Source organism: Klebsiella sp. HMSC09D12, assembly GCF_001808475.1.
Classification (GTDB): Bacteria; Pseudomonadota; Gammaproteobacteria; order Enterobacterales; family Enterobacteriaceae; genus Klebsiella; species Klebsiella oxytoca.
Genome location: NZ_KV793484.1, coordinates 46,977 through 70,332, shown reverse-complemented (window position 1 = coordinate 70,332; position 23,356 = coordinate 46,977). Strand labels below are relative to the sequence as shown.

The 23,356-nt window shown below is 53.1% G+C and carries 19 protein-coding genes and 1 pseudogene; 14 read left to right on the top strand and 6 right to left on the bottom strand.

Features of this window, described 5'->3' with window-relative positions; all coding sequences use genetic code 11:
• Nucleotides 1–749 (bottom strand): annotated as a pseudogene (locus HMPREF3178_RS16835) (PTS transporter subunit IIC); the annotation flags it as partial.
• 17 nt (nt 750–766) lie between these two features.
• On the bottom strand, nt 767–1,042 hold the full coding sequence (locus HMPREF3178_RS16830) for a PTS sugar transporter subunit IIB (RefSeq protein ID WP_014228635.1): 276 nt from the start codon (nt 1,040–1,042) through the stop codon (nt 767–769).
• Between the two features lie 122 nt (nt 1,043–1,164).
• Between HMPREF3178_RS16830 and HMPREF3178_RS16825 the strand changes: the two genes are divergently transcribed.
• Nucleotides 1,165–2,022: a MurR/RpiR family transcriptional regulator gene (locus HMPREF3178_RS16825; protein ID WP_004111873.1), complete on the top strand. Its 858-nt coding sequence runs from the start codon at nt 1,165–1,167 to the stop codon at nt 2,020–2,022.
• 56 nt (nt 2,023–2,078) lie between these two features.
• Here the strand turns inward: HMPREF3178_RS16825 and pflA are convergent, their stop codons facing one another.
• The 4 genes from pflA to ycaO all read right to left on the bottom strand — a co-directional run bounded on the left by pflA (nt 2,079) and on the right by ycaO (nt 8,361).
• Nucleotides 2,079–2,819, bottom strand: coding sequence for a pyruvate formate lyase 1-activating protein (gene pflA / locus HMPREF3178_RS16820; RefSeq protein ID WP_004100682.1), 741 nt, complete (start codon nt 2,817–2,819; stop codon nt 2,079–2,081).
• A 203-nt stretch (nt 2,820–3,022) separates the two neighbouring features.
• Nucleotides 3,023–5,305 (bottom strand): formate C-acetyltransferase, encoded by a 2,283-nt coding sequence (pflB, locus tag HMPREF3178_RS16815; protein ID WP_004100684.1) that lies wholly within the window; start codon nt 5,303–5,305, stop codon nt 3,023–3,025.
• Nucleotides 5,306–5,356: 51 nt separating this feature from the next.
• Nucleotides 5,357–6,214 (bottom strand): formate transporter FocA, encoded by an 858-nt coding sequence (gene focA, locus HMPREF3178_RS16810; RefSeq protein ID WP_004100685.1) that lies wholly within the window; start codon nt 6,212–6,214, stop codon nt 5,357–5,359.
• A 386-nt stretch (nt 6,215–6,600) separates the two neighbouring features.
• The gene (gene ycaO / locus HMPREF3178_RS16805) at nt 6,601–8,361 is read right to left on the bottom strand and encodes a 30S ribosomal protein S12 methylthiotransferase accessory factor YcaO (protein WP_004100686.1); all 1,761 of its coding nucleotides are present in this window, start codon (nt 8,359–8,361) and stop codon (nt 6,601–6,603) included.
• A 114-nt stretch (nt 8,362–8,475) separates the two neighbouring features.
• On the opposite strand from ycaO, the gene HMPREF3178_RS16800 reads away from it, so the two are divergent.
• The 13 genes from HMPREF3178_RS16800 to kdsB all read left to right on the top strand — a co-directional run bounded on the left by HMPREF3178_RS16800 (nt 8,476) and on the right by kdsB (nt 23,312).
• Nucleotides 8,476–9,168: a DUF421 domain-containing protein gene (locus tag HMPREF3178_RS16800; RefSeq protein WP_004100689.1), complete on the top strand. Its 693-nt coding sequence runs from the start codon at nt 8,476–8,478 to the stop codon at nt 9,166–9,168.
• Between the two features lie 186 nt (nt 9,169–9,354).
• Nucleotides 9,355–10,443, top strand: a complete 1,089-nt coding sequence (gene serC, locus HMPREF3178_RS16795; protein WP_004100691.1) for a 3-phosphoserine/phosphohydroxythreonine transaminase — start codon at nt 9,355–9,357, stop codon at nt 10,441–10,443.
• A 72-nt stretch (nt 10,444–10,515) separates the two neighbouring features.
• Nucleotides 10,516–11,799 carry a 3-phosphoshikimate 1-carboxyvinyltransferase gene (gene aroA / locus HMPREF3178_RS16790; protein ID WP_004100699.1) on the top strand — a complete coding sequence of 428 codons (1,284 nt, stop codon included), beginning with the start codon at nt 10,516–10,518 and terminating at the stop codon, nt 11,797–11,799.
• 147 nt (nt 11,800–11,946) lie between these two features.
• A complete protein-coding gene (locus HMPREF3178_RS16785) occupies nt 11,947–12,714 on the top strand; it encodes a metalloprotease LoiP (RefSeq protein ID WP_004100700.1) in 768 nt (255 codons plus the stop codon).
• 170 nt (nt 12,715–12,884) lie between these two features.
• Nucleotides 12,885–13,568, top strand: coding sequence for a (d)CMP kinase (gene cmk, locus HMPREF3178_RS16780; protein ID WP_004100701.1), 684 nt, complete (start codon nt 12,885–12,887; stop codon nt 13,566–13,568).
• 136 nt (nt 13,569–13,704) lie between these two features.
• A complete protein-coding gene (rpsA, locus tag HMPREF3178_RS16775) occupies nt 13,705–15,378 on the top strand; it encodes a 30S ribosomal protein S1 (protein WP_004100702.1) in 1,674 nt (557 codons plus the stop codon).
• Nucleotides 15,379–15,528: 150 nt separating this feature from the next.
• Nucleotides 15,529–15,816, top strand: coding sequence for an integration host factor subunit beta (gene ihfB / locus HMPREF3178_RS16770; RefSeq protein ID WP_004100704.1), 288 nt, complete (start codon nt 15,529–15,531; stop codon nt 15,814–15,816).
• Nucleotides 15,817–16,031: 215 nt separating this feature from the next.
• Entirely contained in the window at nt 16,032–18,296 is a 2,265-nt protein-coding gene (locus tag HMPREF3178_RS16765; RefSeq protein ID WP_070585307.1) for a ComEC family protein, read from the top strand.
• A gap of 36 nt (nt 18,297–18,332) precedes the next feature.
• On the top strand, nt 18,333–20,081 hold the full coding sequence (gene msbA / locus HMPREF3178_RS16760) for a lipid A ABC transporter ATP-binding protein/permease MsbA (RefSeq protein ID WP_017146199.1): 1,749 nt from the start codon (nt 18,333–18,335) through the stop codon (nt 20,079–20,081).
• Nucleotides 20,078–21,058, top strand: coding sequence for a tetraacyldisaccharide 4'-kinase (gene lpxK, locus HMPREF3178_RS16755; protein ID WP_017146198.1), 981 nt, complete (start codon nt 20,078–20,080; stop codon nt 21,056–21,058). The genes msbA and lpxK overlap by 4 nt, the downstream gene beginning before the upstream one ends.
• 46 nt (nt 21,059–21,104) lie before the next feature.
• A complete protein-coding gene (locus tag HMPREF3178_RS16750) occupies nt 21,105–22,334 on the top strand; it encodes a winged helix-turn-helix domain-containing protein (RefSeq protein WP_016808061.1) in 1,230 nt (409 codons plus the stop codon).
• Nucleotides 22,335–22,386: 52 nt separating this feature from the next.
• On the top strand, nt 22,387–22,569 hold the full coding sequence (ycaR, locus tag HMPREF3178_RS16745; protein ID WP_004100713.1) for a protein YcaR: 183 nt from the start codon (nt 22,387–22,389) through the stop codon (nt 22,567–22,569).
• Nucleotides 22,566–23,312, top strand: coding sequence for a 3-deoxy-manno-octulosonate cytidylyltransferase (gene kdsB, locus HMPREF3178_RS16740; protein ID WP_004100715.1), 747 nt, complete (start codon nt 22,566–22,568; stop codon nt 23,310–23,312). The genes ycaR and kdsB overlap by 4 nt, the downstream gene beginning before the upstream one ends.
• Nucleotides 23,313–23,356: the final 44 nt, after the last annotated feature.

The following is a 23,356-nucleotide window of genomic DNA, read 5'->3' as shown; positions in this document are numbered from 1 at the left end:
CGGCCGCTGCGGTGACCGCAGCGGCCGGCGGCGAGCGCGGCGATGTAATAGAAAATACTCACCGAGATCGATACTGAAACAATGTAATCTTTGAAGATCCCCAGCCAACCGGGGAGATTCAGCTTTTCGGTAGATTGTTTAGGATCGCCGACTTTAGAACCGATCCAGCCGGAGGCGGCATAGGCCAGCGTGACGTAGTGCCCCATGGCGATCTCATCGTTACCGGTAATTTTTCGCATCCACGGTTGCGCAATAGCCGGATAGAGGCAGGCGGCGAGCCCCAGCAGCACCGAGCCGACAATAATGGTTGTCATGTCGCTGTAGCCCAGCGCCTTTAGCGTCACGGTAAGCAGCGCGGAGAGATACAGGTTATGTTGCCCGGTAAGAAAGATGTATTTAAACGGCGTTACGCGGGCAAAGAACAGGTTCCAGGCAAAACCAATCACCATAATCAGCGAAACGCACATGGCGAATTTGGTTTGCGCCAGTCCGGTTAGCGCTTCAGCCAGCGGCATTACGCCCTTCAGGCCAAAACCATCGCTGAATAAGGTCTGAAAGTTACCCAGGGAAGTCACCGCCAGACCAGCGCCGCCGGCGAATACCAGAAAGCCGACGATGGTTTTAAAAGTGCCGGAAAGCACTTTTTCAATCGGCTTGCGTTGGATTAACAGGCCGATTAATGCAATAAAGCCAACTAAAAGTGGGGTTACGCCCAGAATGTCGAATACAATAAATCTGAGGAAATCCATATTGCCTCCGGGAGAGGTTAGTTGCTTTGAACGATGTCGGTGAGCGCAGATTCCATCTCTTCACTGTTCATCAGGTCGGTGATGCCGACAGCTCTGAATCCGGCGGCTTCGACTTCATCGGTGAGATCGCGCATAGTGATGACAAAATCAATATCTCGCCAGGTGCGTAAGCCTGAGAGGACGTCGTGTTCCAGCTCGATATTCCAGCCGTGTTTGTCGATGATTTTTTGTGCTTTTATTTTGAGCATTAAGGAGCTGCCCATACCGGTACGACAGACTATGAGACCTTTCATTCGATGTTCTCCTGTTTGTAAAAATAATTATTTTTATTTGTTTGTGTGAGATAATAATTATTATCTTTGCGGCAGGACGAAAGATGTGACTGTGTTTGCATTTTGAGCAAATAAGGCAAAACATGAGCCAGATAGACAATAACTTGTTGATAAGCATAAGAAATGGAGCTTCAGGGCTAAGCCCGATACTGGAGAAAGTTGGCCGTTTTATTACGGAAAATCCTGACTTTGTGATGCGTCACACGATTTCAGAACTGGCCGACTCCATTGATACCAGTGAAGGGAGTATCACCCGTTTTTGTCGGGCATTCGGATTTAAAGGTTTCTCGGATTTCAGAACCGCGCTGGCGATGGAGCAGGGCGCCGCGCGCTCGGAAGACAACGGTATCAACGAGAACGAAGAGATTGCGCCGGTGCTGGCGAGCATTCGCGACAGTAATGCTATCGTGGATAACCAGGAGCTGAAAGCCGCAGCTGACTGGCTTAACGCCCTGAACAGCATTGCTATCTATGCCGTGGGCACGGCAGTGCCGGTCGCGTTATTCCTGCAAATGAATTTAATCAATATGGGTAAGGCGGCCAGCTTTGTCGATCGCTCTTATCCGGCGGCGATGCCGTTGCTGGCTGATAACCAAAAAACCGGCATTATCGTCGTGCATACTGAACAGGCCTCGGCGGATATGATGCAGTCCCTGTCCCTGGCAAAGCAGCAGGGTGTGAAAATATTGTCGCTGACGCGGGGGACGTTCGCGCCGTTAGCCCGCTTATCTGACTGGAATCTTCAGGCGGCGGTGGCTTTACAGGGGGAGGGGGAGTCAGGATTTGCGGAAATTGCCGGCGCCATGATGGTGGCCGACCGGATCCTCAGCGCGCTGGAAGAGCAGGATGAACGCTATGCGGAATACCGTAAAGCGCATCAGAAGCGCATTTTCTCTATTGAAAGCGTGGCAAATAAGCTGTCGGAATACTTTATGTCCTGATGCTTATCATAGTTTGGCAAAAACCCGGTAGCGCTTGCGCTACCGGGTGGGGAAATTTAGTACATCACTTTATGACCGTACTGTTCCAGAATTCCCTTCACGCGTTCCATGGTCTCTTTTTTAGGCGGATGGACGCCATCCAGCTTGTACTCTTCGCCCATGGCCACCCATTTATGTTTGCCCAGCTCATGATACGGCAGCAGTTCAATTTTCTCGACGTTGCCCATATCGCGGGTAAACTCGCCCAGGCGATGCGCGGAATCATCATCGTCGGACCAGCCAGGGACCACCACGTAGCGGATCCAGACTTTGATGTTTTTATTTGACAGATAGCGGGCAAACTCCAGCGTCCGATGGTTAGAGACGCCAACCAGGTTCTGGTGAATTTCATCATTCATTTGCTTGAGATCGAGCATCACCAGATCGGTCACTTCAAGCAGTTCATCGATAACCGGATCGTAACGGCGCACAAAGCCGTTAGTGTCGAGACAGGTATGAATACCTTCTTTCTTACAGGCGCGGAACCAGTCGCGAACAAATTCGGCCTGCAGAATGGCTTCGCCGCCGGATGCCGTTACGCCGCCGCCAGAAGCGTTCATAAAGTGGCGATAGGTCACCACCTCTTTCATCAGCTCTTCAACGGTAATCTCTTTACCGCCGTGGGTATCCCAGGTATCGCGGTTGTGGCAATAGAGGCAGCGCATCAGGCAGCCCTGGAAGAAAGTGATAAAGCGGATCCCCGGGCCATCGACGGTGCCACAGGATTCAAAGGAGTGAATGCGACCAATTGTTGACATTGCGGTGATATCTCCAGATTCGGCCCGTCCGGGGCCTGTGCATGCACAGCTCAAACCGGCTGTGTTAAGTCTGTTTTGGCTGTTATCCATAAAGTATAGACAGCGGACAAAAGAGACTGGGACAGGAAGGTATTGCTAAAAAGGCCCCACTTGCGTGGAGCCTTTATTGTACGCTTTTTACAGTACGATTTCAGTCAATACCATTACATGGTCTGAGTGAAGGTACGAGTAATAACGTCCTGCTGCTGTTCTTTAGTCAGGGAGTTAAAACGTACTGCATAACCGGATACGCGGATGGTCAGCTGCGGATATTTTTCCGGGTTTTCCATCGCGTCGAGCAGCATTTCGCGGTTCATGACGTTGACGTTCAGGTGCTGACCGCCTTCGATGGATGCTTCGTGGTGGAAGTAACCATCCATCAGGCCTGCGAGGTTAGTTTTACGAACTTCGTCGTCTTTACCCAGCGCGTTCGGAACGATAGAGAAGGTATAAGAGATACCATCTTTCGCGTAAGCAAACGGCAGTTTAGCAACGGAGGTCAGAGAGGCAACTGCACCTTTCTGGTCACGGCCGTGCATCGGGTTAGCACCTGGTCCGAACGGAGCGCCAGCGCGACGACCGTCTGGGGTGTTACCAGTTTTCTTACCATACACAACGTTAGAGGTGATGGTCAGAACGGACTGAGTCGGGATAGCGTTACGGTAGGTGTGCAGTTTCTGAATTTTCTTCATGAAACGTTCAACCAGGTCAACGGCCATATCATCGACGCGAGAGTCGTTGTTACCAAACTGCGGGTATTCGCCTTCGATTTCGAAGTCGACAGCCAGACCGTTTTCATCACGAATCGGTTTAACTTTCGCATATTTGATTGCAGACAGGGAGTCAGCAGCAACGGACAGACCTGCGATACCACATGCCATAGTGCGGATAACATCACGGTCGTGCAGCGCCATCAGGGAGGCTTCGTAGCTGTACTTGTCGTGCATGTAGTGGATGATGTTCAGCGCAGTGACGTACTGTTTAGCCAGCCAGTCCATGAAGTGATCCATGCGGTCCATCACTTCATCGAAGTTCAGAACGTCGCCTTTGATCGGTTCAGATTTAGGACCAACCTGCATTTTCAGTTTTTCATCAACGCCGCCGTTGATTGCGTACAGCATGGTTTTCGCGAGGTTAGCGCGAGCACCGAAGAACTGCATTTGCTTACCAACAACCATCGGGCTTACGCAGCAAGCGATAGCGTAGTCATCGTTGTTGAAGTCTGGGCGCATCAGGTCATCGTTCTCATACTGCAGAGAAGAGGTATCGATGGACACTTTTGCAGCGAATTTTTTGAAGCTCAGCGGCAGTTTTTCAGACCACAGAATGGTGATGTTCGGCTCCGGAGACGGCCCCATGGTGTACAGGGTGTTCAGGAAACGGAAGCTGTTTTTGGTTACCAGAGTACGGCCGTCAACGCCCATACCGCCGATGGATTCAGTTGCCCAAATCGGGTCACCGGAGAACAGTTCATCATATTCTGGAGTACGCAGGAAACGAACCATACGCAGTTTCATGACCAGGTGGTCAATCATTTCCTGAGCGTCTTGCTCGGTGATTTTACCGGCTTTCAGGTCACGTTCGATGAAGATGTCCAGGAAGCTGGAGGTACGACCGAAGGACATTGCCGCGCCGTTCTGAGATTTAACGGCAGCCAGGTAACCAAAGTAGGTCCACTGGATAGCTTCCTGAGCGGTGGTAGCAGGACCAGAGATATCGCAGCCATATTTAGCCGCCATTTCTTTGATCTGACCCAGCGCACGGTGCTGCTCAGAGATTTCTTCACGCAGACGGATGGTTGCTTCCAGATCTTCACCGCTTTCCAGTTTGTCTTGCAGAGAGACGAACTGAGCGTATTTGTCTTTCATCAGGAAGTCGATACCGTACAGCGCAACGCGACGGTAGTCACCGATGATACGACCACGACCATAGGCATCCGGCAGACCGGTCAGAACGCCAGATTTACGGCAGTTCAGGATGTCTTTGGTGTAAACGTCAAACACGCCCTGGTTGTGGGTTTTACGGTATTCAGTGAAGATTTTCTTCAGCATTGGGTCCAGCTCGCGATTGTACGCTTTGCAGGAGCCTTCTACCATTTTGATACCACCGAACGGGATAATCGCACGTTTCAGCGGCGCTTCAGTCTGCAGACCAACGATTTTCTCGAGACCTTTCTCGATGTAGCCAGCGTCATGAGAGGTGATGGTGGACGCAAGGGAAGTATCAAAATCAACAGGCGCGTGAGTGCGGTTTTCCTGTTTAACGCCTTCCATTACGGTGTCCCACAGCTTGGTGGTCGCTTCAGTTGCGCCAGCCAGGAAGGACTCGTCACCTTCGTACGGGGTATAGTTTTTCTGGATGAAGTCGCGGACGTTGACTTCGTTCTGCCAGTCACCTTTCGCAAAACCTTCCCAGGCTGTGGCTAACTTTTCATTAAGCTCGGACATGTAACACCTACCTTCTTAAGTGGATTTTTTATTTACTGCCTGAAACAACCCTTAGTGATGGTTGTCGCCACGCAGGTAAATGACCCAGTATGTCAACCCAACCAGCAGACCACCGCCGATGATGTTCCCGATTGTTACCGGAATCAGGTTATCAGTGATGAAGTTCATGACGGTCAGGTGAGAGAAACTTTCCGGAGTTGAACCAACTGCGGTCCAGAATTCCGGGCTCGCAAAGTCGCGAATGACGATACCCAGCGGGATCATAAACATGTTCGCGATACTGTGCTCAAACCCGCTGGCAACAAACATTGCCACCGGTAAAACCATAATCATGGCTTTATCCATCAGGCTACGGCCGGAGTAGCTCATCCATACCGCAAGGCAGACCATCAGGTTTGCCAGGATACCCAGGCACACAGCTTCAATAAAAGTATGGTGCATTTTGTGGTCGGCGGTTTGCAGAACGTTAAGTCCCCATTGACCGTTGGCAGTCATATATTCGCCTGAAAGCCACATCAGCAATACAAAGAGTAAGCAACCAACCAGGTTACCAACATAGACGTTTAGCCAGTTTTTAGCCAGCTGACCCCATGTTATTCTTCCGCTGGCTTTCGCCACAACGATAAGAACGGTTGAAGTAAACAGGTCGGCACCGCATATAACGCAGAGAATCAAACCCAGTGAGAAGCAAATGCCTCCAATCAGTTTGGCAACCCCGAATGGCATCCCGGCCGTGCCGGTTGTCGCGGTAATATAGAAAACAAAAGCGATAGAGATGAAGACACCTGCGGTGATAGCCAGATAAAACGTCTTTATCGGATGTTTTGTCGCTTTATAGACACCTGCTTCTTCGGCGACTTTCGCCATGGCAGCAGGGAGTAAAAGATCAAAAGGGTTGTCAGCTTTCACACTAACTCTCTCTTTATGTAAGTTGGCGGTGAGATACTAACAAAGCATTATAGAAGGGAATTTGATGTAGATCATATCCTACCGGAACTATAGGCCCTTTTAGTGTGTGGAATTGATGTTTTTTATATCTAATCATTTGATTTTTAACGAAAAAATAAATTTTAAATTTTACAAATAATGTTGATTATTTTCATTTTACCCCCGTTTTTCGGTTAATTAAAATGGGGTATTTTTATTAAATATTAACAATATTTGCGGCACCATTTTATTATTTCTCACCACTAATTAACTTTATGGCTACAACCTGGTTGCGGGTTGTGGAAAACATAAAAAAAGGGGGCCTATTTGCCCCCTCATCATACGGTGATTCAGGCAGTAAAGTGAGCTTATTTACCCCAGAATACAGCTTTTGCGCGCTGTAGCTTTTCGTAGGCTTTCAGTAGCGACTGGTGAGCCGGGAAAGCGAGCAGATCGCTGTCTACTGCCTGCAGCCCATAGAACGGTGCTTCTCCGCTAAGCGCGGCGCTGGCGGCTTCAACGGCATCGGCGCCGTACATGCGTACGAAAGCGTTGAGATACTGCAGTGGCTGACGCTCCTCTTCCTGGCTCAGCAGCAGCAGAGTTTGCAGGCAGCGGTAGTAATTAGCGCGTTCGGCGCTAAAGATTGAGGCATTAAATTCCATGGTCCACTCGGTCCAGATCAAGGCCTGCTCGAGATCGCCGCCCGCCAGCGCCAGCATTGCTTTTAGCTCGCCAATGCGCAGCGTATACCAGCCGTTGTCTTTACCGGTCGCCAGACCGAGCAGTTCGCGCACACGGGTGAAATCATCAAGGCCTTCATCATCCATTTGCTCGATAAGCGCCAGATAATCTTCTTTTTCCCATTCGCTTTCCGGCAGAGAAAGAATCGTTTCCCGCAGAGGTGCGCCCATGCTGTTATTCGCCAGCCAGAGGTCTTCCGCCGGATAGATATCAGACATGCCCGGAACAATTATCCGGCAGGCGTAGACGCTAAGGTGTTCGTAATCGGCGATGTAAACTTCTTTATCTTCTTGTTTAAAGATAGCCATCAGGGTGGCGAACTCTTCCTCCGTGGTGCCGGAGAAGCTCCAGTCCACGAACGGGTAGTCGGCATCCTGCTTAAACATATCCCAGGAGATCAGGCCGCTGGAATCGATAAAGTGCGTTTCAAGATTCGCATGTTCGGCGACTTCTTCATCATCAAAGGTTGGCGGCGTGAAGACGTCGAGATCTTTCAGGCTGCGGCCCTGCAGCAGTTCGGTAACGGTACGTTCCAGCGCCACGCCGAAATCAGGATGCGCGCCAAACGAGGCGAAACAGGTGCCGTTTGCGGGGTTAAACAGCACAACGCAGATAACCGGATATTTGCCGCCGAGCGAACCGTCATAAGCGAAAATCGGGAAACCTTCGGCCTCCAGCTTGTTGATGGATTCAACCACGCCCGGATAGCGCGCCATCACCTCCGCCGGGATCTCCGGGAGGCTGATACTTTCAGCGATAATGCGGTTTTTAATATGGCGTTCGAACACTTCCGAGAGGCCCTGAACGCGGGCTTCGTTGCGGGTGTTGCCCGCGGACATTCCGTTAGAAACGTAGAGGTTGCCGATGATATTCATCGGAATATAGACCGTTTCGCCATCTGACTGACGGGTGAACGGCAAACCGCAGACGCCGCGATCGTCATTACCAGACTGCAGATCGACCAGCATGCTGGCGGTTAACTGATCGTCAGGATCGTAGAACGCGCGCAGGCGGGCATCCAGCAGGCCTTCCGGTACTTCGTCATCGTCGGTTAAAGGGAACCATTTTTCATTCGGATAGTGAACGAAAGGCGCGTTGGCGATGGTCTCGCCCAGCCAGAAGTCGGCAAAAAAATAGTTAGTCGAGAGACGCTCAAAGTACTCTCCAAGGGCCGAGGCCAGCGCGGCTTTTTTGGTGGCGCCTTTGCCGTTGGTGAAGCACAGGGCGCACTCTTTATCGCGGATATGCACTGACCAGACGTGCGGTACCGGGTTGAGCCATGAGGCCTCTTCAATATCAAATCCGAGGTCGTGCAACTTCTGCTGGAAGCGAGCGATGGAATCTTCCAGGGCGGCATCTTTGCCGGGAATAAACGTTTGAGTCATGGCAGTCACTTTTATCGTACGTAAAGCGCGCAATGATACGGGTTTTATATGACAGGTGCTATCTCCATCGTCTGGCTATGCTTATGTCACTCAATAACTGTTCAGGCGTTAACCATGAAGACATTTGACTGGCATCGTATGGCACTGGATAAAGTGCCCGTGGAGTTTCTGGCCGAGGTGGCACTGCGTAGCCTCTATACCTTCGTCCTGGTATTTATTTTTCTTAAGATAACCGGGCGGCGTGGCGTTCGCCAGATGTCTCTTTTCGAAGTCCTCATCATTTTGACCCTCGGTTCGGCGGCAGGGGACGTCGCGTTTTATGATGATGTTCCCATGCTGCCGGTACTGGCGGTATTTATTACCCTGGCTCTGCTGTATCGATTGATTATGTGGCTGATGGGGCATAGCGAAAAACTGGAGGACTTGCTGGAAGGTAAGCCGATTATTGTTGTGGAGAACGGCGAACTGGCCTGGGAGAAACTGCAGGCGGAAAATATGACCGAATTCGAGTTTTTTATGGAACTGAGAATCAGCGGGGTTGAGCAACTGGGTCAGGTACGGCTGGCCATTCTGGAAACCAACGGCCAGATCAGCCTTTATTACTATGAGGATGAAGATGTTAAAGCCGGGCTTTCCATTCTGCCTTCCCGTTTTACCGATCGTTTTATCACCATCCCTCACGATGATGAGTACGCCTGCGTTCGCTGTAGCGCAATCCTTACGCTACGAGCTGGGGATAAACAATTATGCCCTCGCTGCGCAAATGCAGAATGGTCGAAGGTCAGTCGGGCAAAAAGAGTCACCTGACAGCAATTATGTCGGTTTTATGACGTCAAGCTGGCAGATTCTTTTGTGTGACCGAGTCCGCATTTCCCCCAGGCTCAGTTTTAGCCATTGCGGTGCGTGTCACTGAATGATAAAACCGATAGCCACAGGAATAACTTATGCCCGCGACGGTTCGCGGGTAAATAACATAGCAAGTGGTGAGGGGAAATGGCTCAGGTCTATAACTTCAGTTCAGGCCCGGCAATGCTGCCGGCGGATGTACTCAAACTGGCGCAAAAGGAGCTTTGCGACTGGAACGGTTTGGGGACGTCGGTGATGGAAATCAGCCACCGTGGTAAAGAGTTCATCAAGGTGGCTGAAGAGGCGGAACAGGATTTTCGCTCCCTGCTCAATATTCCTTCCAATTACAAAGTCTTATTTTGTCACGGCGGCGGTCGCGGACAGTTTGCTGGTATCCCGCTGAACCTGCTGGGTGATAAAACCGTTGCCGACTACGTTGATGCCGGCTACTGGGCAGCCAGCGCGGTTAAAGAAGCGCATAAATACTGCAAACCGAACGTGATTGACGCCAAAATCACCGTTGACGGCCAGCGCGCGGTTAAACCGATGAGCGAATGGCAGTTGACTCCGGGCGCGGCCTATCTGCACTACTGCCCGAACGAAACTATCGATGGTATTGCCATTGAAGAAACGCCTGATTTTGGCGACGATGTCATCGTGACGGCGGATTTCTCCTCGACTATTTTGTCTCGTGAAATTGACGTAAGCCGTTATGGCGTAATCTACGCAGGCGCGCAGAAAAACATCGGTCCTGCAGGTCTGACGCTGATTATTGTGCGCGAAGATCTGCTGGGTAAAGCCAGCATAGCCTGCCCGTCGATTCTTGATTACTCCATCCTGTCTGCCAATGACTCTATGTTTAACACGCCGCCGACGTTTGCCTGGTACCTCTCCGGCCTGGTGTTTAAGTGGCTGAAAGAGCAGGGCGGCGTTGCCGCTATGGATAAAATCAACCAGCAGAAAGCCGACCTGTTGTATAGCACCATCGATAACAGTGGTTTCTATCGCAACGATGTCGCTGCGGCGAACCGTTCGCGCATGAACGTGCCGTTCCAGTTGGCCGATAGCGCGCTTGATAAACTGTTCCTCGAAGAGTCGTTTGCCGCTGGTCTGCATGCGCTGAAGGGCCACCGCGTAGTGGGCGGCATGCGCGCTTCCATCTATAACGCCATGCCGCTGGCGGGCGTGAAGGCGCTGACCGACTTTATGCAGGACTTCGAACGCCGTCACGGCTAATCGCTGTCGTGCTTTGCATCCCCGCAGCTCGTCTGCGGGGTAATTATTCTGTTTGTTTGAGAGTTGAGTTTAATGGAATCCCTGACGTTACAACCCATCGCACGCGTAGATGGCACAATTAACCTGCCCGGGTCCAAGAGTGTTTCTAACCGTGCTTTGCTACTGGCGGCATTGGCCCGCGGCACGACGGTGCTGACCAATCTGCTGGATAGCGACGATGTACGCCACATGCTGAATGCCCTGAGCGCGCTGGGAGTTCATTACACCCTGTCTTCCGACCGTACCCGCTGTGAAGTCACCGGTAACGCTGGCCCACTGCACGCAGCTGAAGCATTAGAACTGTTCCTCGGTAATGCCGGAACGGCCATGCGTCCGCTGGCGGCGGCGTTATGTCTGGGGAGTAACGATATTGTGCTGACCGGCGAGCCGCGAATGAAAGAGCGGCCGATTGGTCACCTGGTTGACGCGCTGCGTCAGGGCGGGGCGCAGATTGATTATCTGGAGCAGGAGAATTACCCGCCGCTGCGCCTGCGCGGTGGTTTCAGCGGTGGACAGGTTGAAGTGGACGGCAGCGTTTCCAGCCAGTTTCTGACCGCGCTCCTGATGACCGCCCCGCTGGCGCCTCAGGATACCGTCATTGCGATTAAAGGCGATCTGGTATCCAAACCTTATATTGATATTACGCTGCACCTGATGAAAACCTTTGGCGTTGAGGTTGAAAATCAGTCTTATCAGCGATTTATCGTGCGCGGCAATCAACACTATCGCTCGCCGGGCGATTATCTGGTTGAAGGCGACGCCTCCTCGGCATCCTACTTCCTCGCCGCCGGAGCCATTAAAGGCGGGACGGTAAAAGTCACCGGTATTGGCCGCGATAGCGTGCAGGGCGACATTCGGTTTGCCGATGTGCTGGAAAAAATGGGCGCAACCATTACCTGGGGCGATGATTATATCGCCTGCACGCGCGGCGAACTGAACGCCATCGATATGGATATGAATCATATCCCGGATGCCGCGATGACTATCGCCACGGCCGCCCTGTTCGCCAAAGGCACCACGACTCTGCGCAATATTTATAACTGGCGCGTCAAGGAGACTGACCGCCTGTTTGCTATGGCCACTGAGCTGCGTAAAGTGGGAGCTGAAGTTGAAGAAGGGGAGGATTTCATCCGCATCACTCCGCCTGCGAAGCTCCAGTTCGCTGAAATCGGCACCTATAACGACCATCGTATGGCAATGTGTTTCTCGCTGGTGGCGCTTTCCGATACGCCGGTCACCATCCTTGACCCGAAGTGTACGGCAAAAACTTTCCCGGACTACTTCGAACAGCTGGCGCGAATCAGTACGCTGGCCTGAATCACGCGAATTTAAGGTGAAAACGCCGACCCTCGGGTCGGCGTTTTTTTATGTCTGCTTGTCGGGCGGAAAACTAAATGCTAGCCTTGGTTGCTTGTAAATACAGGATTTATAAGCATTTAATATGCTAATCAATGGATGATTGATATGAGAAATACAAAAGTAATGCTGGCTTTAGCGGTTTCCGCCACGTTGTTGGCAGGTTGTAAAAATATGCAGGGGGTGGACACCAACGCCCTCGTAAGTTCAGGGATGACGGCCTACAAAGCGGCAACGCTTTCTGACTCTGAAGTCAAAGCGCTTTCCGACGATGCCTGTAAGCAAATGGATAGCGAAAATAAAAAGGCCGGCGCTTCAAGTAAGTACACTAAGCGTCTGAATAAAATTGCCAAAGCGTTAGGAAATAATATCAACGGCACGCCGGTAAACTATAAGGTTTACATGACATCAGACGTCAACGCCTGGGCAATGGCCAACGGCTGCGTCCGCGTCTATAGCGGCCTGATGGACATGATGACCGATAATGAAGTTGAAGCTGTTCTGGGCCATGAGCTGGGTCACGTAGCGCTGGGACATTCGCGCAAAGCGATGCAAACCGCCTATGCAACCATTGCCGCGCGTGATGCAATTTCAGCCACCAGCGGAGCGGCTGCAAGCTTGTCTAAATCTCAGCTGGGCGATATCGCAGAGGGAATGATTAACTCCGCTTTCTCCCGCTCTCAAGAGTCCGATGCTGATGATTTCTCCTACGATCTGCTGAAAAAGCGCAACATCAGCACTCAGGGGCTGGTGGGCAGCTTCGACAAACTGGCCAGCCTTGACGCCGGCCACAGTAAATCTCTGTTCGATTCACACCCGCCTTCAGCTGAACGCGCGCAGCATATCCGCGACCGTATCGCTGAAGATAAAAAGTAAACTGCCTCATCTTCCGGGCTGATGCTCTATCAGCCCGCTATAATTGCACAATTCTTCCGCATTAGATTTCCAGTTATCCGTAATTTACAACCAATGCTCACTTTCCGTCGAAGAGATGCGTATAATGCGCGGCGTTTATATATTTATGCGCCTTGCTAAAGGAGAAAAAGATGACGGCAACAGTTCCGGTAATCACCATTGATGGGCCTGGCGGTGCGGGCAAAGGCACGTTATGCAAGGCAATGGCAGAAACGCTGGGCTGGCATCTGCTGGATTCTGGAGCGATTTATCGCGTTCTTGCTCTCGCTGCGCTGCATCACCATGTTGATGTTGAATCCGAAGAGGCGCTGGTGCCGCTTGCCGCGCATCTTGATGTCCGTTTTGTCTCCACTGACGGTAGCCTGGAAGTCATTCTGGAGGGGGAGGACGTTAGCGCGGAAATCCGCACTCAGGATGTAGCCAATACGGCCTCTAAAGTCGCCGCTTTTCCGCGCGTGCGCGAGGCATTGCTGCGCCGTCAACGAGCCTTCCGTGAGCTGCCCGGTTTGATCGCTGACGGACGCGATATGGGAACCGTGGTATTCCCCGATGCGCCGGTGAAAATTTTCCTTGACGCTTCCGCGGAAGAACGTGCGCATCGCCGCATGCTTCAGTTGCAGGAGAAGGGCTTTAGTGTTAACTTTGATCGCCTTTTATCCGAGATAAAAGAGCGCGACGACCGCGATCGCAATCGTACAGTGGCGCCGCTTATCCCGGCTGCCGATGCCTTAGTTCTTGATTCCACAGAACTAAACATTGAGCAAGTGATTGAAAAAGCGCTACAATATGCGCGCGAAAAACTGGCTTCCGCTTAATCTTATCGTCGATAAAGCACAATAGCCTGCGAATTATAGCAGTACCCCGCAGCAACGGACTGTTAGCGGGTATGTTAAACAACCCCATCCGGCATGGAGCCTGGTGGACGTTAAATATGAAACCTGAAGATTAAACATGACTGAATCTTTTGCTCAACTATTTGAAGAATCCTTAAAAACAATCGAAACCCGTCCGGGTTCCATCGTTCGTGGTGTTGTTGTTGCTATCGACAAAGACGTAGTACTGGTTGACGCCGGTCTGAAATCTGAGTCTGCCATTCCGGCAGAGCAGTTCAAAAACGCCCAGGGCGAGCTGGAAATCCAGGTTGGTGACGAAGTTGACGTTGCTCTGGATGCAGTAGAAGACGGCTTCGGTGAAACCCTGCTGTCCCGTGAGAAAGCTAAACGTCACGAAGCTTGGATCACGCTGGAAAAAGCTTACGAAGACGCTGAAACTGTAGTCGGTATTATCAACGGCAAAGTTAAAGGTGGCTTCACTGTTGAGCTGAATGGTATTCGTGCGTTCCTGCCGGGCTCCCTGGTAGACGTTCGTCCGGTGCGCGACACGCTGCACCTGGAAGGCAAAGAGCTTGAATTCAAAGTCATCAAGCTGGACCAGAAACGTAACAACGTCGTTGTTTCTCGTCGTGCCGTTATCGAATCCGAAAACAGCGCAGAGCGCGATCAGCTGCTGGAAAACCTGCAGGAAGGCATGGAAGTTAAAGGTATCGTTAAGAACCTCACTGACTACGGTGCATTCGTTGATCTGGGCGGCGTTGACGGCCTGCTGCACATTACCGATATGGCATGGAAACGCGTTAAGCATCCGAGCGAAATCGTAAACGTTGGCGACGAAATCACTGTTAAAGTGCTGAAGTTCGACCGCGAACGTACTCGTGTATCTCTGGGCCTGAAACAGCTGGGCGAAGATCCGTGGGTAGCTATCGCTAAACGTTATCCGGAAGGTACCAAACTGACCGGTCGCGTGACCAACCTGACTGACTACGGCTGCTTCGTTGAAATCGAAGAAGGCGTTGAAGGCCTGGTTCACGTTTCCGAAATGGATTGGACCAACAAAAACATCCACCCGTCCAAAGTTGTTAACGTTGGCGATGTAGTGGAAGTTATGGTTCTGGATATCGACGAAGAACGTCGTCGTATCTCCCTGGGCCTGAAGCAGTGCAAAAACAACCCATGGCAGCAGTTCGCGGAAACCCACAACAAGGGCGACCGTGTTGAAGGTAAAATCAAGTCTATCACTGACTTCGGTATCTTCATCGGCCTGGACGGCGGCATCGATGGCCTGGTTCACCTGTCTGACATCTCCTGGAACGTTGCAGGCGAAGAAGCAGTTCGTGAATACAAAAAAGGCGACGAAATCGCAGCAGTTGTTCTGCAGGTTGACGCAGAGCGCGAGCGTATCTCTCTGGGCGTTAAACAGCTCGCAGAAGATCCGTTCAACAACTGGGTTGCACTGAACAAGAAAGGCGCAATCGTAAACGGTAAAGTGACTGCAGTTGACGCTAAAGGCGCAACCGTAGAACTGGCTGACGGCGTTGAAGGTTACCTGCGCGCTTCTGAAGCTTCCCGTGACCGCGTTGAAGATGCCACCCTGGTTCTGAGCGTAGGCGACGACGTTGAAGCTAAATTCACCGGCGTTGATCGTAAGAACCGTGCAATCAGCCTGTCTGTTCGTGCGAAAGACGAAGCTGATGAGAAAGATGCCATCGCAACTGTTAACAAACAGGAAGATGCAAACTTCTCCAACAACGCAATGGCTGAAGCTTTCAAAGCAGCTAAAGGCGAGTAATCTTAGTCTTTCGGGTTACAACAACCTGAATTATGACGAGTTTACTTGACAGATTGCAGGATTCGTCCTGTAATCAAGCACAAAGGGCGGCTACGGCCGCCCTTGTTTAAGCTGTTAGCTAATTTTGCCTTGAAGGAAACCGGAGGAATAATGACCAAGTCAGAATTGATAGAAAGACTTGCCAGCCAGCAATCTCACATTCCTGCGAAAGCAGTGGAAGATGCTGTTAAAGAAATGCTGGAGCATATGGCCTCAACGCTTGCTCAAGGCGAGCGCATTGAAATCCGCGGTTTCGGCAGCTTCTCTCTGCATTATCGAGCACCCCGCACCGGGCGTAACCCAAAAACTGGCGATAAAGTTGAACTGGAAGGTAAGTACGTTCCCCACTTTAAGCCGGGCAAAGAATTACGCGACCGCGCCAATATTTACGAAGAGTAAGTTTCGCTGAGCGGCGACAACATACTTAAACGTTAAAAAAGCACCTTTGGGTGCTTTTTTTATGCCTTTAAAGCTGTACTGGAAGTTGCCTCGCAAAACGTCAGTTCTTTTGCGTTAACAGAGAAAGTTCTCTGGATCGCGCAATCCACTTCTTTTCTGTCCTCAAAGACACTTTCTCTATTTAGCGCAACACTCCCTCTGACAGGGAGGTGCTAATGCGTTTACCACAACTTGCTGGCTGTGTGATTATCGGCATTCTGCCGCTGCTCTGGTTGCCCGATTTGCCCGGGCGTTCGGTTACCTGGGGACTGATGCTGCTGGCGCTGCTTATTGCGCAATGTCGCCGTAGAGCTGCGCAATACGCGGCATTGATAACGCTGTTTTTTGTCTGGGGAGTACTCAGCGCTCGCCAGGCCCTATGGCCGACACAGACGTTAACAAACGGGAATCGTCAGGTTGAGGTTGTGCTGACCGCAACAGATGGGCAGACAACTCATCAGGGCAGAATTGTCCGTCTGGATGGGCGACGGCTATTTCCCGCGCCAGGGGTAAGCCTCTACGGTAATTATTTGCCTGAACCGCCCTGTGCAGGGCAGGTTTGGGCCATGACGCTACGCGTGCGTCCGGTACATGGTCAGCTCAACGAAGGCGGGTTTGACAGCCAGCGCTATGCGCTATCACAGCATCGTCCGTTAACCGGACGCTTTATCAGCGCTGAAGTTCGCGAGCGAAACTGTAGTGTACGAGCGCGTTATCTGGCCTCGCTCAATCAAACCCTGGCGGAACTGCCCTGGCAATCGGTGATGCTGGGGTTAGGCATGGGGGAACGTCTGGCGATCCCTCGCGAGATAAAGATCCTGATGCAGGAAACCGGTACATCGCACCTGATGGCGATCTCAGGGTTACATATCGCGTTAGGAGCCACTCTGGGCTGGTTGCTGCTAAGGGGTTTGCAGTTCTTTCTTCCGTGCCGCTGGCTGGGCTGGCGGGCGCCGCTGCTTACTGGCCTGGCGAGCGCTATTTTTTACGCCTGGCTAACCGGAATGCAGCCGCCCGCGCTGCGCACCTGTGTTGCCCTGATCGTTGGCTGCGCGCTGCGGCTATCCGGGAAACGCTGGTCGCCATGGCAACTATGGCTCTGCTGCATTGGTGCAATACTGTTTGCCGATCCGCTGGCAGTGTTGTCAGAAAGCCTCTGGCTATCGGCGTTTGCCGTTGCGGCGCTTATCTTCTGGTATCAGCTGGCCCCGATGCCTGGCGGTAAAAGGTGCTGGCTGCTGCGCCAAAGCCTCGCGTTATGTCATCTGCAGATCGGCTTGATGTTTTTACTTGCACCTTTACAGATTGCTCTCTTCCACGGCATCAGCTTAACGTCGGTGCTGGCGAATTTGATTGCCGTGCCTCTGGTGACTTTTATCGTTGTTCCGCTGATTCTGACCGCCATGTTTTTACACCTCTGTGCTCCGCTCACCATTGAGATGGTGATATGGCAATCAGCAGACCGTATCCTGGCGGCGCTATTCGGGTTCCTGCGGCAGCTGCCGCCCGGCTGGCTCGAGCTGGATGCTCGCTGGCTTGGGATAAGCCTGCTGCCGTGGCCGGCGTTAATTCTCTGGCGTTTTCATGCGTGGCGCACGTTGCCGGCGTTTTGTTTAGCATGTCTCGGGCTATTAAGCTGGCCATTCTGGCGGAGTACGGCTACCAACGAATGGCGAGTCACCATGCTGGATGTCGGGCAGGGGCTGGCTATGGTGATTGAACGCCAGGGCGCGGCCCTTCTCTACGATACCGGACTCGCCTGGCCTGAGGGTGACAGCGGTGAGCAGATTATCATCCCCTGGCTACGCTGGCATCACTTGCATCTGGAAGGCGTCGTACTCAGCCACGAGCATCTCGATCACCGCGGGGGATTCAACTCGGTGTTAAAAGCATGGCCTCAAATATGGATACGAAGCCCTTTAGGCTGGGCGGGCCATTTAGCATGCCAGCGCGGTGAGATCTGGCAGTGGCGAGGTTTAACCTTTCGTGCGTTCTGGCCGCTGCCCGGCGCGACAAAGCAGGGGAATAATCGCTCATGCGTGGTGCGTGTTGATGACGGCAAGCACAGTATCCTGCTCACCGGGGATATCGAAACGCCAGCGGAGCAAGCGATGATTAGCCACTACTGGCAACATCTTGCGTCTACACTTATCCAGGTTCCCCATCACGGCAGTAATACGTCGTCCGGGACCGCCCTGTTGCGCAGCGTTGGCGGGGAGGCTGCGCTAGCTTCTGCTTCCCGCTATAACGCATGGCGTATGCCGTCAACCAAGGTGAAACAGCGCTATCGAAACCAGAATTATCAGTGGTTCGACACGCCGCATCAGGGGCAAATTACGGTTATTTTTTCCGCGGATGGCTGGCAAATCCATAGCTTACGGGATCAAGTTTTACCGCGATGGTATCATCAGTGGTTTGGCGGGAACGTTCAGAACGGGTAGAATATGCGGCTATTTCAACACAAGCTGGTTTATTGAATGCAGAACGATAAAGATCTTTCCACGTGGCAGACCTTCCGCCGACTCTGGCCGATTATAGCGCCGTTTAAACCCGGGCTAATCGTTGCAGCGGTAGCGTTAGTGCTTAACGCGGCTAGTGATACCTTCATGCTATCGCTTCTTAAACCGTTACTGGATGATGGTTTTGGTAAAACGGATCGCTCGGTGCTGATATGGATGCCGCTGGTGGTGATCGGATTGATGGTTCTGCGCGGCATCACCAGCTACGTTTCGAGCTACTGCATCTCGTGGGTGTCCGGCAAAGTCGTGATGACGATGCGCCGTCGTTTATTCAGCCACATGATGGGAATGCCGGTTGCATTCTTTGACAAGCAGTCCACCGGGACGCTTCTATCACGTATTACCTATGATTCGGAGCAGGTGGCCTCTTCCTCCTCCAGCGCGTTGATTACCGTCGTGCGTGAAGGCGCGTCGATTATTGGCCTGTTTGCGATGATGTTTTATTACAGCTGGCAGCTGTCATTGATTCTGATCGTTCTGGCGCCGATCGTGTCTATTGCTATTCGCGTGGTCTCGAAGCGTTTTCGTAATATCAGCAAGAATATGCAGAACACCATGGGCCAGGTGACGACCAGTGCAGAGCAGATGCTGAAAGGGCATAAAGAAGTGCTGATGTTTGGCGGTCAGACCGTCGAAACCAAGCGCTTTGCTAAAGTCAGCAACAAGATGCGTCTGCAGGGGATGAAAATGGTCTCCGCGTCCTCAATTTCTGACCCTATTATCCAGCTAATCGCCTCCCTGGCTCTGGCTTTCGTACTTTATGCGGCAAGCTTCCCGAGCGTAATGGAGACGTTAACGGCTGGTACAATTACCGTTGTCTTCTCCTCAATGATCGCGCTGATGCGTCCGCTAAAATCGCTGACTAACGTCAACGCGCAGTTCCAGCGCGGGATGGCCGCTTGTCAGACGCTTTTCGCTATTCTTGACTCCGAGCAGGAGAAAGATGAAGGCACGCGGGTTATCGAACGTGCGAAGGGCAACCTCGAATTTAAAAACGTTACCTTCAGATATCCGGGGCGTGAAGTCGCTGCGCTGCGCAATATTGACCTCAATATTCCGGAAGGGAAAACCGTGGCGCTGGTAGGGCGCTCGGGGTCGGGTAAATCGACCATCGCCAGCCTGATTACGCGTTTTTATGATGTTGATGAGGGGCAGATCTTGCTGGACGGCCACGACCTGCGTGAATACACGCTGAGTTCTCTGCGCGATCAGGTTGCGCTGGTTTCGCAAAACGTCCATCTCTTTAACGACACCGTGGCGAATAATATCGCCTATGCCCGAACCGAAGAGTACAGCCGCGAGCAGATTGAAGAAGCGGCCCGCATGGCTTATGCCATGGACTTTATCAATAAAATGGACAATGGCCTGGATACGATTATCGGTGAAAACGGCGTTATGCTTTCCGGCGGCCAGCGCCAGCGCATCGCTATCGCTCGCGCCCTGCTGCGCAACAGCCCGATTCTGATCCTTGATGAAGCAACTTCGGCGCTGGATACCGAATCAGAGCGCGCCATTCAGGCTGCGCTGGACGAACTGCAGAAAAACCGCACCTCGCTGGTTATTGCTCACCGTCTCTCGACGATTGAGCAGGCTGACGAAATTGTGGTAGTGGAAGATGGCCAGATCGTTGAACGCGGCAGCCATGCCGATCTGCTTGAACATAAGGGCGTTTACGCTCAGCTGCATAAGATGCAGTTCGGCGCATGATTGCGCGCATCTGGTCCGGCGAATCGCCTTTATGGCGGTTACTGCTTCCGCTCTCCTGGCTCTATGGCCTGGTGAGCGGGTTAATACGGCTAAGCTATAAACTGGGATGGCGAAAAGTGTGGCGAGCGCCGGTGCCGGTAGTGGTGGTTGGCAATCTGACCGCCGGCGGCAATGGCAAAACGCCGGTTGTTGTCTGGCTGGTGGAACAGCTTCAGCAGCGCGGTATTCGCGTCGGCGTTGTGTCACGCGGCTATGGCGGAAAAGCCGCGAACTATCCGCTGCTGCTTAATGTGGATACGCATACCGGGGAAGCGGGCGATGAGCCGGTGCTTATTTATCAGCGTACCGGCGCGCCGGTTGCCGTCTCGCCGGTACGCAGCGATGCGGTTCAGGCGCTGCTCGCCGCCAACGATCTTCAGCTTATCGTCACGGATGATGGTCTGCAGCACTATAAGCTGGCGCGTGACAAAGAGATTGTGGTGATTGACGGCGTACGTCGTTTTGGTAACGGCTGGTGGTTGCCTGCGGGTCCTATGCGCGAGCGCGCTTCGCGTTTGCGCAGCGTGGATGCGGTTATCGTTAACGGCGGTCTCGCCCGCCCGGGAGAGATACCTATGCAGCTTCGTCCCGGGCTGGCGGTGAATCTGCTGACCGGTGAACGCCGGGATGCGGCGGCGTTGGACAACGTGGTGGCGATGGCAGGAATCGGCCATCCGCCGCGTTTCTTCGCCACCCTCGAGAGCTGCGGCGTACGTCCGGTGAAAACCATCTCCCTGGCCGATCATCAGGCTCTGTCGCAGAGCGATGTCGCCGCGCTGGCGGCGCCGCAGCAAACTCTGCTGATGACCGAAAAAGATGCGGTGAAGTGCCGCGACTTTGCGCAGGCAAACTGGTGGTATCTACCGGTCGACGCGATAATGACTGACCAGCGCGCACAGCGCCTGCTCACGGATTTAGTGACGCTGGCGCAGCGCTAATTTCGCTTATCACCGCCTGCGCCGGAACCTTTTACGGAGAAGCTGCATGCCGGTATTGTCCCTCTCGCTTAAAGAAGCTCGCCATCTTCACCTGGCCGCGCAGGGGCTGCTGAAAAAGCCCCGCCGTCGCGCCAAACCCGAGGATGTTCTGCAAACCATTAAGCAGATGTCCCTGCTGCAAATCGATACCATCAACGTTGTTGCCCGCAGCCCTTATCTGGTGCTTTTCAGCCGCCTTGGCCACTATCCGCAGCGCTGGCTGGATGAGGCGCTTCGCGCCGGTGAACTGATGGAATACTGGGCGCATGAGGCCTGTTTCTTACCGCGCAGCGACTTTTCACTGGTGCGTCACCGTATGCTGACGCCGGATAAAATGGGCTGGAAATACCATACCGCATGGATGACCGAGCACGCTCCGGCCATTCAGGAACTGCTGGCCCATATTGCCGAAAATGGCCCGGTTCGCTCGGCAGACTTTGAACATCCGCGTAAGGGCGCCAGCGGATGGTGGGAGTGGAAACCGCATAAGCGCCATCTTGAAGGTTTATTTACCGCTGGAGAGCTGATGGTTATCGAGCGGCGCAACTTTCAGCGCGTTTACGATCTCACGCAGCGGGTCATGCCGGACTGGGAGGATGAGCGGGATGGCCTCTCTCAGGAGCAGGCCGAAGCCATTATGTTACGCAATAGCGCACGCAGCCTCGGGATCTTCCGCGCGCAGTGGCTGGCGGATTATTATCGTCTACGTCGACCCTCGCTACCCCCGCTGCTGGCGAGCTGGCAGGATGAGGGGCTGGTGAAACCGGTAAACGTTGAAACCCTGGGGGAAATGTGGCTTCACCGTGATGCGCTGAAGCTGCTGGAGTCCTCACCCGGCGGCAGGCTCGCCGCCAGCCACAGCGCGGTGCTCTCGCCTTTCGATCCGGTGGTGTGGGATCGCAAGCGGGCTGAGCAGCTATTTAACTTCACCTATCGCCTGGAGTGCTATACGCCCGCGCCGAAACGTCAGTATGGCTATTTCGTATTACCGCTGCTGCATCAGGGGAAGCTGGTGGGCAGAATGGATAGCAAAATGCATCGTAAAACCGGCGTTCTGGAAATTATCGCTCTGTGGCTGGAGGAGGGGGTCAAGGTGACCTCGGGACTCGAGAGCGGGCTAAAACGCGCCATTGATGATTTTGCCCTCTGGCAGGAGGCGACACGGGTGAGCTGCGGGAAGCTGCCGGCGGAACTTTTTGCCGGGCGGCAACAGGGTTGGGAAATTGACGCCGCCTGAGTCAGCGTATGATATGCTGCTAAAGAATCTATTCGGTCCATCTGGAGGAATCATGGATCACCGTTTACTTGAAATTATCGCCTGTCCGGTTTGTAACGGTAAGCTCTATTACAGCCAGGATAAGCAAGAACTGATCTGCAAACTCGATAGCCTGGCTTTTCCGCTGCGTGAAGGTATCCCCGTACTGCTGGAAACCGAAGCCCGCGCGCTTGCTGTAGAAGAGAGCCAGTCATGAGTTTCGTGGTTATCATCCCCGCGCGCTTCGCTTCTACTCGTCTGCCAGGCAAACCGCTCCAGGATATCAACGGCAAGCCGATGATTGTCCACGTCCTTGAGCGAGCCCGTGAATCCGGGGCCGAGCGTATTATCGTTGCCACCGATCATGCAGACGTAGCCCGAGCGGTTGAAGCCGCCGGCGGTGAAGTCTGCATGACGCGTGAAGATCATCAGTCTGGCACCGAGCGCCTGGCCGAGGTGGTTGAAAAATGCGCTTTCAGCGATGACACCATCATTGTGAATATCCAGGGCGATGAGCCGATGATCCCGCCCGCCATCGTGCGCCAGGTAGCCGAGAATCTGGCTGCCAGCACGAGCGGTATGGCAACCTTAGCGGTGCCAATCCACGATGCGGAAGAGGCGTTTAATCCGAATGCGGTCAAGGTTGTCATGGACGCAGCTGGCTATGCCCTCTATTTTTCTCGCGCCACCATCCCGTGGGATCGCGATCGTTTCGCTAAATCCCGCGAGGCTATCGGCGATTCGCTGCTGCGTCATATCGGGATCTATGGCTATCGCGCCGGTTTTATTCGTCGCTATGTTAGCTGGGCGCCAAGCCCGCTTGAACAGATCGAGATGCTCGAGCAGCTACGCGTGCTGTGGTACGGCGAGAAAATCCATGTCGCGGTGGCGGAAGTGGTTCCCGGTACAGGCGTCGATACGCCGGAAGATCTGGAACGCGTCCGCGCGGAGCTACGTTAATTTCCCTCCATCCCCTCCGCCAGGAGGGGATATCTTCAGGCCGT